The 12,123-nt window shown below is 61.6% G+C and carries 8 protein-coding genes and 1 pseudogene; 1 reads left to right on the top strand and 8 read right to left on the bottom strand.

All coding sequences use genetic code 11. The features are described 5' to 3' along the window. Positions 1-162 precede the first annotated feature (162 nt). From Q7C20_RS06800 to Q7C20_RS06785, 4 genes and pseudogenes are all read right to left on the bottom strand, one after another. Positions 163-749: pseudogene (locus Q7C20_RS06800) on the bottom strand (nucleotidyltransferase domain-containing protein). 259 nt (positions 750-1,008) lie between these two features. Then, positions 1,009-1,254, bottom strand: coding sequence for a DUF6124 family protein (locus Q7C20_RS06795; RefSeq protein ID WP_375066630.1), 246 nt, complete (start codon positions 1,252-1,254; stop codon positions 1,009-1,011). Positions 1,255-1,615: 361 nt separating this feature from the next. Continuing rightward, complete coding sequence (locus tag Q7C20_RS06790; RefSeq protein WP_375066497.1) at positions 1,616-2,035, bottom strand: hypothetical protein; 420 nt, start codon at positions 2,033-2,035, stop codon at positions 1,616-1,618. Beyond that, positions 2,013-2,396: a polymorphic toxin type 44 domain-containing protein gene (locus Q7C20_RS06785; RefSeq protein WP_375066495.1), complete on the bottom strand. Its 384-nt coding sequence runs from the start codon at positions 2,394-2,396 to the stop codon at positions 2,013-2,015. The genes Q7C20_RS06790 and Q7C20_RS06785 overlap by 23 nt, the downstream gene beginning before the upstream one ends. A gap of 254 nt (positions 2,397-2,650) precedes the next feature. On the opposite strand from Q7C20_RS06785, the gene Q7C20_RS06780 reads away from it, so the two are divergent. Then, on the top strand, positions 2,651-2,938 hold the full coding sequence (locus Q7C20_RS06780) for a HigA family addiction module antitoxin (protein WP_375066493.1): 288 nt from the start codon (positions 2,651-2,653) through the stop codon (positions 2,936-2,938). A 152-nt stretch (positions 2,939-3,090) separates the two neighbouring features. Here Q7C20_RS06780 and Q7C20_RS06775 read toward each other — a convergent pair whose 3' ends face one another. The 4 genes from Q7C20_RS06775 to Q7C20_RS06760 form a co-directional block, all read right to left on the bottom strand. Continuing rightward, positions 3,091-3,546: a chemotaxis protein CheW gene (locus tag Q7C20_RS06775; protein WP_375066491.1), complete on the bottom strand. Its 456-nt coding sequence runs from the start codon at positions 3,544-3,546 to the stop codon at positions 3,091-3,093. After that, positions 3,539-9,358 (bottom strand): Hpt domain-containing protein, encoded by a 5,820-nt coding sequence (locus Q7C20_RS06770; RefSeq protein WP_375066489.1) that lies wholly within the window; start codon positions 9,356-9,358, stop codon positions 3,539-3,541. Before Q7C20_RS06770 ends, Q7C20_RS06775 begins: the two co-directional genes overlap by 8 nt. A 184-nt stretch (positions 9,359-9,542) precedes the next feature. Continuing rightward, on the bottom strand, positions 9,543-11,594 hold the full coding sequence (locus Q7C20_RS06765) for a methyl-accepting chemotaxis protein (RefSeq protein WP_375066487.1): 2,052 nt from the start codon (positions 11,592-11,594) through the stop codon (positions 9,543-9,545). Continuing rightward, complete coding sequence (locus Q7C20_RS06760) at positions 11,591-12,115, bottom strand: chemotaxis protein CheW (RefSeq protein ID WP_375066485.1); 525 nt, start codon at positions 12,113-12,115, stop codon at positions 11,591-11,593. The genes Q7C20_RS06765 and Q7C20_RS06760 overlap by 4 nt, the downstream gene beginning before the upstream one ends. Positions 12,116-12,123 lie beyond the last annotated feature (8 nt).

Raw genomic sequence — 12,123 nt, 5'->3', positions numbered from 1 at the left:
TTGCAGTAACGGACCATCAGCAAATAAGGACCTTGAGCCAAGTGAAGATCAAAAATGTGGGAGCGGGCTTGCTCGCGAAAGCGGTGGTTCAGTTGCATATGTACCAACTGACACACTGCATTCGCGAGCAAGCCCGCTCCCACATTTGTTCGGCTGTGTTTGCTAGATGGGGTTGCCCCCAATCAGATTGATCTTGTCCTGCTGCACCACCCGCTGCACAAAACTGTTCCCGGCATTCCATTTGCCGATCCAGTCTTGAGGGGTGTACAGCGTCGGGTTGATGGTGCGGCCCAGTTGCTCTTCAAGCGGCATGAGCTGCTCCATGACGTCACTGTAGTTGAGGCTTTCGCCGATCAGCATGAGATCTATGTCACTGGATGAGTGCGCATCGCCCTTCGCGATGGAGCCGTAGATAAAAGCCCAGGTCAGTTGTTCGGCGAATGGCGCCAATGCATTGCGCAAGGGCTCGTCCAGGCTCAGCGTTTTGCGCACGATGGCGAGCAATTCCGAGTAGATCGGGCACTGGGGGTTGGCTTGGTAATGGGTCTGGTTGCCTTGGCGCGTCTGGCTCAAGATGCCGGCCAACTGCAAGCGCTCCAGTTCGCGGGTGAGGCTGCCCTTGCCCACCTTGGCCCAGCGAGCGATTTCATTGGTGAAGAAGCTTTGGTCCGGTTTTTTCCAAAAAGCAGGCCCAGCACTTTTTGCTGGGTCGCGGTGAAAAGTGCTGTGCTGAGTGGCAAGGTTTGCATGGCAGTGGCCAGGGAGTCCCAAAAAGGGAACGATAGGTCCCTTTTTGGGAACGATCAAGTAGTCTGTGGCAGATCGCCCTCGGTCAGAAGCACAAATTCTCATGTGGGAGCTGGCTTGCCTGCGATGGCGGTGGGGCAGCCAAGGAAGCTTCAACTGACAGATTGCTATCGCAGGCAAGCCAGCTCCCACATTTGTTCGGCGGCGCCCGTTAGATATCAGTCCCAAAAAGGGAACGATAAGTCCCTATTCGGGACCGACTTAGGACTTGGGTGAAGGGGTGACTTGCTCCAGCGCTCTGTCCACCAGCAACTGCCCTAACGCTGCCATTTGTTGAATAGCCAACAATATCGCGCGTTGGGAGTGATCCAGGTCGAAAGCGAGGTTGCAGGTCATGGCGTTCAGCGAGGACAAGGTTTCGCTGGCGTTGACGAGCAGGGTTTCAGTGTCTTGGTGGGGGTTTACGGTGAAGAGGCTGACAGGCGGATTAGGAGTAGGTTTTTTAATCATGATTTACAGCTCCGATATGTGATGGAGACTGCCCTCATCCGCTTGCACGCAAATAAGGTGGCAGCTGTGCGCAGGTGTGCAAGACCGGGCATATCGGACCCCGGCAGACCCCGAAGGATCTCCCACGCACAGCCGCCATAACAAATACAGCAGGCATAAAAAACGCCCGTGAATGGCTATGGGCGCTGGTGCGCCGACATGTAACCGGACTTGCACGTCCGTGTCACCGTTTTTTGCGATGACGAAGCGAAGACTATCCGCCATGACTGCCCGCAACAGGTTCATGCACAGCCCGAAATCTTGCAGGAAAAATCCGACGCGCCCCCACCTTGATCGTTCCGACGCGGAACGATCAGCATCACAAAGTCATTTCCACTTTCACAATCCCAAGACCCTCCAGGGCATAGCTGCTGTACTCATACACGCGCCCATGAATAGCCAAATGGAGAACACCGCCTTCCACAGCTACGTGCACATCGGGCTCTTTTGTTTTCAAAAAAGGATGCGCCGACACCAATGCAGCAAGTATCTCCTGATCACTCCCCAAGTTTTCATGGACGTAGTATCTGTAGGAAAAGCCCACCGTCGCACCGCCCTGGCTATCTCGCGCCCCATAGATCGAGGTGCCGTTCCCCAAAGAATGTTTCAACACCACTTCGTCCAGGTCAGGTGTACCGGATGACATGATCCAGCTACCCCCGATGTAGATCAGGCAAACCACCAGCAAGCAATTTCGCAGCATGGGTACGAGCGCCTTAATGGCCTTGAGAAATTGCATACTCAATACCTCTCCTTATCCAATATTGGTCTCGCGGATCATCGCCGAAAGGATCACCACCCCACCATGATCCAAAGTCCGGTCGTGTAGTTTTTGCAAACGTTTGAGCGACACCTGCAGCACGTAACAGAACATGGTCTGGAATACCCAGCACCGTGCCCGTGGCCCCATAATTGAAGTTACCAAAAGCCTCGTACTGACGCCCCCGCTTCTTGTAATTCCATGGCCCGGCAGCCCTGACCTGAGAGTAGAACCAGGAATAGGCAAATGCCGAGCCTGACTTGAGATGAACACTCTTGCACTTGGCTGTCGCCATATTTTCGAGAATGGAAACACCGGACGGCATTAACGGTACGGCCATTTGCTAGTCCTTGCTGGCAGTGAGGAGCGCAGAACCTAGCACCCCACTTAGGACTGAACATCCCACAGAATCCAGATACAGAACTCGCCTACAGCCTCTCCATCCTATTCCGACATTTGTATGATCGATCTGGACCAGAGTAAGAAGACCCGGAGGGTAGATAGGAAGGTTCGTACACTGCTTTAGGGTTGATGCTCGGAACTGTCCTGTCTAGCCTTCTTGGCTGAATGTCCATCACCGCAGGACGAATCAACATGCCCATGCACAACCCACCTCACCCCGGAGAAATCCTGCTTGAAGATGTGATCCCGGCCTTGGGCATCACCATCACCGAAATGGCACGGCGCCTCGGGTTTGCCCGTGAGACGTTTTCAAGGATCTTGCATGGCCATGCGCCTGTGAGCCCGGACTTGGCGGTGCGGCTTGAACGAGCAGGAGTGAGTACGGGGCAGTTATGGCTAGCGATGCAAAGTGGCTATGACTTATGGCAGGCCGAGCATCGGGAGCAGCCGGTGATCGAGCGATTTGCGCAGATTGAGTAGTAGCCAGGATTTTGCAGGCACAGAAGATCAAAGGTGGGAGCGGGCTTGCTCGCGAAGGCGGTGGGTCAGGTCAATAAATATCAACTGACAGACTGCCTTCGCGAGCAAGCCCGCTCCCACATTTTGATCTTCATGGATTTTGAAAGGGAGGTTCAGGCCAGACCGGATTCGACCAGCAGCGCTTCCAGCCCCATGAGGTCGGGCACTTTTGCCACGTGCTCGCCGACCTGCACTGCGGCCAGTTCCAGCGGGCAGAGTGGCACGTCCACGTAGCTCAGTTGGCTGTCGAGCTTGTATGACCGTGGAATCCCCTGAATCACCAGCGCAATAAACTTCAACGTCGGCCGCCCGCCCAGTGCGTTCAGCACCACGATCCTTGAGCGTTCCCCCGTCACGATCGCCTCGCCGCACACCGCTTCAAAGCTGATCAACGGCAATTGCCGATCACGCCAGGTCACCTGCCGCAGGTACCACGGCGGTGCGTCGCTGGCGGGTTCGCCGCGTTGAAAGTCGATGAGTTCGGCGACGGCGACATTGGGCAGCACCAGGTTGCGATCCGCCAGGGGCAGCAACAGGCCAGTGAGTTGGCTGGTGCGGTGGTCAAGCATGGGACTTGCTCCAGTAGGCGATGCTTTCCAGCAGCACCGACTCTTGGTACGGCTTGCCGAGGTAGTCGTTGACGCCGATGGCCATGGCGCGGTCGCGGTGTTTCTGGCCGGTGCGCGAGGTGATCATGATGATCGGCAGGCGCATCAGGCGTGGGTCGTTGCGCACTTGAATGGCCACTTCGAAGCCGTCCATGCGCGGCATTTCGATGTCGAGCAGCATCAGGTCCGGGGTGTGTTCTTCGAGCAGGGCGATGGCGTCGATGCCGTCTTTGGCGGTGAGCACGTTCATGCCGTTGCGCTCCAGCAGGCGGCTGGTGACCTTGCGCACGGTGACCGAGTCGTCCACCACCAGCACCAGCAGCGGGCGCTTTTTCAGGGGGTCGTTGAGGATCAGCGGCGCGTCGTCCGTCTGCGCGGGCAGCACCGGTTGCCGTGCGCGAATGTGCGCCAGCAAGTCGATGATCAACACCACGCGGCCGTCGCCCAAAATGGTCGCGCCGGACACGCCCTGCACGCCCGCAAACTGCGGCCCCAGGCCCTTGACCACAATCTCCCGCGTGCCCGCCATGGCATCCACGTGCACCGCCACGCGCCGCTCGTTGCACTGCACCAGCAGCACTGGTACCGGCTGGTATTGGCCTAGCAGTTTCGGGCGGCTGACGGTGTGCAGCAAGTCGCCGAGGTAGAACAATTCATAGCGCTGGCCGGCGTATTCATAACGTGGCGGGTCTTGCTGATAATGCCCGGCCAGCTCATGGGGCAACACGCGCACCAGCCCTTCGATGGTGTTCAGCGGGATCGCGTATTGGTCGTCCGCGCACTGCACCATCAGCGCGCGGTTGACCGACACGGTGAACGGCAGACGAATGCGAAAGTGCACGCCCGCGCCCGGCGTCGAATCAATCACCATAGAGCCGCCGAGTTGGCGCACTTCTTCGTGCACCACGTCCATGCCGACGCCGCGCCCGGAAATCTGCGTGATCTTTTCCGCCGTGGAAAAGCCCGGCTGCAGGATGAACTGCAACACGTCGCGGTCGCTGATCTCCTGACTGGGCGTGAGCAAGCCGCGCTTGATCGCCTTGCGCCGCACAGCCTCCAGCGGCACACCGGCGCCGTCGTCACGCATGTCGAAAACGATATCGCCGCCTTCGTGGGTCAGGTCCAGGCTGATGCGGCCCTTCTCTGGCTTGCCGGCCAACAGCCGAGCTTCGCGGGACTCCAGGCCATGGTCGACGGCATTACGCAGCATGTGCTCCAGCGGCGCGACCATGCGTTCCAGCACGTTGCGGTCCATTTCGCCTTCGGCGTTGCCGACGATGAATTCCACGTCCTTGCCCAGTTCTTCCGCCACCTGACGCACGATGCGTTTGAGGCGCGGCAACATGCGCTCGAACGGCACCATGCGCGTGCGCATCAGGCCTTCCTGCAACTCGGTGTTGATGCGCGCCTGTTGCTGCAACAGGTTGTGCGCGTCCCCATTGCGACGGTCGAGGGTTTCCTTGAGGTCGAGCAAGTCGGAGGCCGATTCGGACAGCGCGCGCGACAGCTGCTGCAACTGCGAATGGCGGTCCATTTCCAGCGGGTCGAATTCTTCATACCCCAGGCGCTCGGCCTCGGCTTGTTGACGACTGAGAATGCGGCCCTGGGTTTCGGTGTCGAGGCGACGCAACTGGTCGCGCATACGCTCAATGGTGGTTTCCACCTCGTTGAGGGCGATACGGGCATCGTTGACTTGCTGTTCGATGCGGCCACGGAAGATCGAAGTCTCGCCGGCCAGGTTGACCAGGTCATCCAGCAAATCGGCGGAGATTTTTACCATGTCGGCGCCGGGGTCAACCGCCGCCTCGGCTTTGCTCGCGGGTAATGCCACGGGGGCTAGTGGCTCATCGCTAGGGTGCAGCAGGCTTTTGATGCGCTCGATGAGCTTGTCCACCGAGCCCACCGGCAAGCCATCCGCCACGGCGTCGATCATCTGTGCGAGACGGTCATGGCAACCTTGCAACAGCCCAAACAGCTCGGGCGACGGCGCGAGCAAACCTGCGGAAAGCCCTTCGTAGAGAAACTCCAGCTCATGGGCCAGGTCGCCAATCGGGCCGATCTCGACCATGCGCGCGCCACCCTTGAGGGTGTGCAGGTCGCGCAGCAGGGTTTCAACGTCCTGGCGATTGCTCGGCTCGGCTTGCCAACGCTGCAGCGCGCTGCTGGAGCTGTCGAGAATGTCGGCGGCTTCTTCGAGGAAGATATCCAGCAATTCAGGATCGGCGCCCTGAGTTTGCGGTGCGGGCGTTGGCGCCGCCGGCGTGTTGCTGTGACGCAGCGCACGCGCTTTGGCTACCCACGCTGCGCTGTCGCTCAAGGGTTGGTGGCCTTGCAACTCATCCAACTGCACGGCGAGCTGTTCATGGCAGCCCATCAGCACCTGAGACAGCTCGACAGAGTAGCTGTAACGGCGGTCCACCAAGCCTTCGTACAGGCATTCCAGCTCGTGGGCCAGCTCCGCCACCGGGCCGATTTCGGCCATGCGCGCGCCGCCCTTGAGGGTGTGCAAATCCCGTTGGAGCGAGGACAACGGCGCCGGGCTGTCGGGGTCCAGCAGCCAGCGCTTGAGCGACTGCCCGGCGCTGTCGAGGATGTCCACGGCTTCTTCCAGGAAAATCTCGGCGATCTCGTCGTCCATCGCCGTTTCGTGCTCGAGCTTTGCGGTGGCCGCGCCCAGTTCGGAGATGCTCAGCGCGCGGCTGCCGTCGCTTTTGATCAAGCCGGTGGCGGACGGGTCCAGCGCTTCATCCAGCAATTCGCGCAAGGCCGCGACTCGCGCCGGTGCCGGGCCGATTTCCTGGCCGGCAGCCAACTGATCGAGCATGTTGATCAGCGCTTCATGGGCGTGCTCGGCCTCATGGAAAAACCGCTCGCTGACCGCCAGGCTGCTCTCTTCCACGGCGCCATACAGGTCGAGCAAGGCTTCGCACAGCTCGTCAATGGTGTGCAGCTCGGCAATGTGCGCGCCCTCCCCCAGCGTGGTCAATTCATCCAGCAGCGCGGTCAGTTCCTGGCGCTCGCCGGGGTGCTGCTGCCAGCGGCGCAGCAGGCTTTCGGCGTCGAGCAGGATGTCCATGCCCTGAGCGAGGAAGTTGGCGATCAACTGGGGGTCACGCTTGATGCGCAGGCCGGTGTTCGGGGCGTCGAGCAGTGCTTGAAGCTGAGCGTCGAGCAGGCTTTGGGTCCGGCTGATCAAGTCGTCGGCGCCTTTGATCGGCGCCAGCGGATCGCGGTCCAAATCCCGCAGCCCGCGCTGGAACAGGCTCTCGGCCTCCAGCAGCAACTCCACTTCATCCAGGTCCAGCGCCAGGCGGTGGGCTTTGTATTCGCGGGTCAGGTGGTCCAGCGGCCGCGCCAGCTCGGCAATCGGCAGCACGCCCGCCATGTAGGCGCTGCCCTTGAGGGTGTGCAGGGCGCGTTGCAGTTCATCGCTGACTTGCAGAGGCACGTGCTCGGCGGCCTGTTGCAGAAAGTGGTTGAGGCTCTCCAGATGGCTTTGGGCTTCGTTGCGGAAGATCTCCAGCAGCATCGGGTCGTGGGGTTCGGTAGCCGACGCTTGAGTGCCACTGGCCAAGGCGTGGGCGCGGGCGGCCAGGGCGTCGACTTCATCGCGCTGGCGCTGGTCGTCGATGGCGAAGTCGGCAATCAACTCGGGCAGCAAGGCCACAGCTTCGTCCAGCACCTGTTGCACGTCCGGGTCTAGGGCCACGCTGCGTTCCAGCACACGATTAAGCAGGTTTTCCAGCGCCCAGGCCAGCTCGGCCAGCACCAGCGCACGGACCATGCGGCCACTGCCTTTGAGGGTGTGAAAGGCGCGGCGCATTTCGCCCTGCGCCGTTTTGTCGGCGCTGTTGGGCAGATGGCGGTGCAGCACGTCGAGGACTTCGTCGGTTTCTTCCAGGAAGACTTCGCGCAGCTCATCGTCGATGGGTTCTTCACCGGGCGGTGGCGGCAGCAAGATGCCGGGGCGCTGCAGCGCCGGCGGGTTCAGGCGCGAGGTGGGGCTGGCCAGCGCGTCGAATTGGGACTGGCTGGGCGCGATGTCGGTAGACAGCACGCCATCCGGCGCGGCCAACGCCTGGCGCCAGGGCTTTTCGACGGGCAAGTAGCCCAGTGCGGCGAGGCCCTGGATCGCCAGCTCCAGGACTTTTTCACCCGCTGCATCGGGGTCCTGAAGCATGCGTTCCAGGTAGTATTCCAGGCTGCTGATCACATCAGCAAAGTGGCCCAGTTGCACCTCGGAAGGCGCGGCCTCACCGGCCATCAACTGTTCATCGACGTAATCGGTGCACCCGCGCATCAGGCTCGCCGCCCGTGGCAGCGGGATCATCGCCAGCGCGCCGCGTACCTGGCTGAGCAACTCGGGCAGGGATTCCAGGCGCTGGCGGTCCCAGTCAGCTTCCACGCAATCGATCACCAACTCTTTGGCTTGGCGCAGGCATTGGCAGGATTCACGGATGACCAATTGGTGAATCTGGGTCAGGTCGGTGGTGGGCAGGCGGCTTTCTTCGCGGCTCTGCGGTTCCACCGTGCCGACCATGCCGGCCAGCGTGGCCTCGACGTAAAGCAAGGCGCCGGCGACGTCCATGAGCACCGCATCGTTGGGTTCGCGCTGCCCCTGGACCAGGCTCAACACCACGGCGAGCTGGTCGATGATGACTTTGCGCGGCTGGCCGAAACCCAGCACTGCCAGGGTATCGGCGATCTGCCGCAGCGGCGCCAGCAACGCATCAAGGTCGTTGATGTGCTGGCGGTCGCTGCGCACGAACAGGTCGAGGCGTTCTTTCACGCGCACCAGTTCTTCACACAGGGCACCGAGTACCGAGCCCATGGCATTGCGGTCCGGCCCGGCGAGGCGCGCACGTTCGGCATCGACCACGGCGCTGTCGGGCAAGGCTTCATCGAGCCCATAGCGCTCTTTCAAACTCTGCATGCGCGGCGTCGGCCGGGTCACTTTGGCGACGTAGAACAACAGGCTTTTGAGCAACTCATCCGGCGCGGGCTGGTTGATCCCGTCGATGCCCTGGGCCAGCAAGCGCTTGAGCTGTTTGCCACTGGCCTTGAGCAAGCTGCGCAGCGCCGGGCTGTTGGCGATCACGCCGGTGAGCATGCCTTCGACCAGTGCCGAGGTGACTTGCCACAGCGGCAATAACGGCGCGCCCTGGCACAGCGCTTCAAGGCGGGCGAACACCCGCGCCATGTCTTCCAGGTTGCTCGGGCCGTGGTCTTCACGCAGCAGCCCGGCCAGGGCTTGTTGCAGCAGTGGGTGCCACTGGCGCAAGTGTTCGTGCAGCTCGGGCGACGCGCGTTGCGCGAGCGCTTCATCGGGCAGCGGCGCGATCGTCAGCAGTTGCGGGCTGAACAGGCTGGTTTCCGAGAGCAGGCTTTCACCGCGCGCACTGCGCAGGTCGTTGAGCAGCGGTAACACCACCAGCGGCAGGTCGCGGCGGGCGCTGTGCACGCGGTCGAGGTACAGCGGCAGTTGGCCGAGGGCCTGTTGCAGCAGGCGGATGCTCTCATCGCGCTGGCTGACGCGCCCGCCTTGCAGGGCGAGGACGAGTTCTTCGATCTCCTCGGCCAGCAACGCCGCGCCGTAGAATTCGACCATCAGCAGCGCGCCGTGCACTTGGTGGACGCCGCCCAGGCACTCGCTGATGGCATCGCCGTCGTTTGTTTCGACGTAGGCGTCGAGCGCCGAACGGGCCTGTTTCAGGGTTTCGGCAATGTCGCCCTTGACCCATTCGAGGGCCACGTAGTCGTGCCGATCAACCATAACTGCTCCGCTAAAAATTCATGAATTGCCGGTGTTATCAGGACCTCCAGGCCAATGGAGATCCAATGTGGGAGCGGCGGTTCGACGCTTCGGCTTGCTCGCGAATGCGGTGGGCCAGTTAACATATCAGGTGGCTGATACACCGCATTCGCGAGCAAGCCCGCTCCCACATTTTGATTGTATTTCAATCATCGACTTGCTTAGCCGCAGGGAGGGTGAAGCCTGACACCGACCTGCGCAACTGGCTGGCCATCTTCGCCAAATTACCGATGCTCTCGGCAGTCGCGGTAGAGCCCGACGACGTCTGCGTGGTGATCTGCTGAATCACATTCATGGTCAGGGAAATCTGCCCCGCCGATGACGTCTGTTGCTGCGCCGCATTCGAAATGCTCTGAATCAACGCCGCCAGGGTTTTCGACACGCCTTCGATCTCTTCCAGCGCCACACCCGCGTCCTGCGCCAAGCGCGCGCCACGCACCACTTCGGTGGTGGTTTGCTCCATTGAAATCACCGCCTCATTGGTGTCGGTCTGGATCGCCCGCACCAGTGTTTCAATCTGCCGCGTAGCCGCTGAAGAGCGCTCGGCCAGCCGCTGCACTTCATCCGCGACCACCGCAAAACCCCGCCCGGCGTCCCCGGCCATGCTCGCCTGGATCGCGGCATTGAGGGCGAGGATGTTGGTCTGGTCGGCAATGTCGTCGATCAGGCTGACGATGTCGCCAATTTCCTGGGACGACTCGCCCAGACGCTTGATGCGCTTGGCGGTGTCCTGGATCTGTTCGCGAATGTTGTCCATGCCGTGGATGGTGTTGTGCACCACCTCGTTGCCCTTGTTGGCAATTTCCACCGAGCGCTCCGCCACCGCCGAAGACTCGGCGGCGTTGGCGGAAACCTGGTCAATGGATTGGGCCATCTGGTTGATCGCCGTGGAGGCCTCGGCAATCTGCTGGGCCTGATGCTCCGAGGCTTGGGCCAGGTGCATGGCGGTGGCCTGGGTGTCCTGCACCGCGCCGGCAACCTGGCCGGCGGTGAGGTTGATGGTGGCGACCAGATCGCGCAGCTGGTCCACGGAATAGTTGATCGAATCGGCGATGGTGCCGGTGAAGTCTTCGGTGACCGAGGCGGTCACGGTGAGGTCGCCGTCGGCCAGGTCTTCGATTTCATCCAGCAGGCGCATGATCGCGTTCTGATTGCGCTCGTTCTTCTCGGCTGTTTCACGCAGCTGGCGGTTGGTCTCGCGCACCATCACCAGGCCGATGAGGATGATCGACGTCAGCGCCAACAGGCCCAGCACGTAGCCGCCGATGGTGTCGAAACTGCGCCCGTCCGCGAGGTTTTCAAACCCGGTGGCCAGGTGCGAGGCTTCATCGAGCAGGGTTTGCGACAGGTTGAAAATATTGCTCGCCGAGGCGCGCACCTGGAACAACTGCGGCGAGGTTTCGAGGATTTCATCCACGGAGCCGGAGACAAATTCGAACAGTTCGGCGATTTCCGCCAGCCGTGCGCGGGCGTCAGGGTCTTCGACTTGGCTGATGCGCAGGCCCGGGTTGCCCTGGAGCATGCCGTTCAGCACCTGGCCGAAACGATTGGCGTCGCGGCCAAAGGCGTCGGCGGCCTGCACGGCGGTTTCGTCGCCGGCGAGCACGGTGTTTACGGCGCCGAGAATCCGCTCGGCCAGCAGCGACTGGCGCTGGGCCACCGCCACCTGGCTGGCCGGGGCGCCGCGTTGCAGCAGGATGTCGACGACTTTTTCGGACTCCATCTGCAATTGCGGCACGGTTTCGGCGAGGGTCGCGGCCACTTGATGCAACGACAGCACGGTCTGCTCGCTGGCGAGGATCGCGTCGGTGTTTTTCAACAACGCTTCCCAATCGGTCTGCACCGCGCGCATTTCGGCGCGCACGGCATTCGGCGCCGCCGGGAGGCCGGTCTCGATGTCGCCTTTTTTCAGGTAACCCCAGCGCTGGGCGAAATCATTGCGCGCATCGCCCAGCAGCTTGAACGCGGCGGCCTTGCCGGCAGCAGCTTCGGTGGCGTTCTTGGCAATGCGCTGGGACAACACGCGCAATTCACCGGCGTGGCCGATGTACTGTTTGTCGTAAGTCGATTGGGTGTTGAGGTACGCAAAGTTGGCGAACAGCAACATGATGAACACGATCAGCGCGATAAACAGCACGATGATCTGCGAGCGGCTGCGCGACGCGGCCTGAGGTTTGAGCGGGGTGACGGTGGTCATGCGGCAACATCCATGAAGCCTGGGGCCTGGGCTAAAGCGAAGGGGCTGAAGACCTGCCAGAGCGGGTCGCCGTCGAAGCTGCCCTGAATAAACGGCGCGCTGGGAGTGGCGCTGGTCAACAACGCGTCTTGTGCGAAATGCTGCATGCCCACCACCTCGTCCACCAGCAGCCCCACAAACAGGTCGTTGAATTCCACCACCAGCACTCGCCGTTGCTTGCGCGCCCGTGACAGTTCAAGGCCGAGAAAACCGCCCAAATCCATCACCGGCAGCAGGCGCCCGCGCAGGTTGGCCACGCCCTTGACCCAGGGTTTGACGCCCGGCATCAAGGTGCAGCGCGGCTCGTGCAACACCTCGGCGACTTCGCCCATGGGCGCCACGTACAAGTGCGGCCCCAGCCGAAAGCCAATCCCGCTCCAGCGCTGCAGGCGGGCTTCCTGGGACGGCAGGTCGACGGCCAGCAGACGGCAGCGGCGGTCGATGTCCAGCAACAGCTCAAAGGCGGTTTGCGACTCGGTCATGATGGCGT

The sequence above is a fragment of the Pseudomonas sp. AMR01 genome (assembly GCF_041946035.1).
In the GTDB taxonomy this organism is placed as follows: domain Bacteria; phylum Pseudomonadota; class Gammaproteobacteria; order Pseudomonadales; family Pseudomonadaceae; genus Aquipseudomonas; species Aquipseudomonas antarctica_B.
This window is presented reverse-complemented; position numbering and strand designations above follow the sequence as displayed.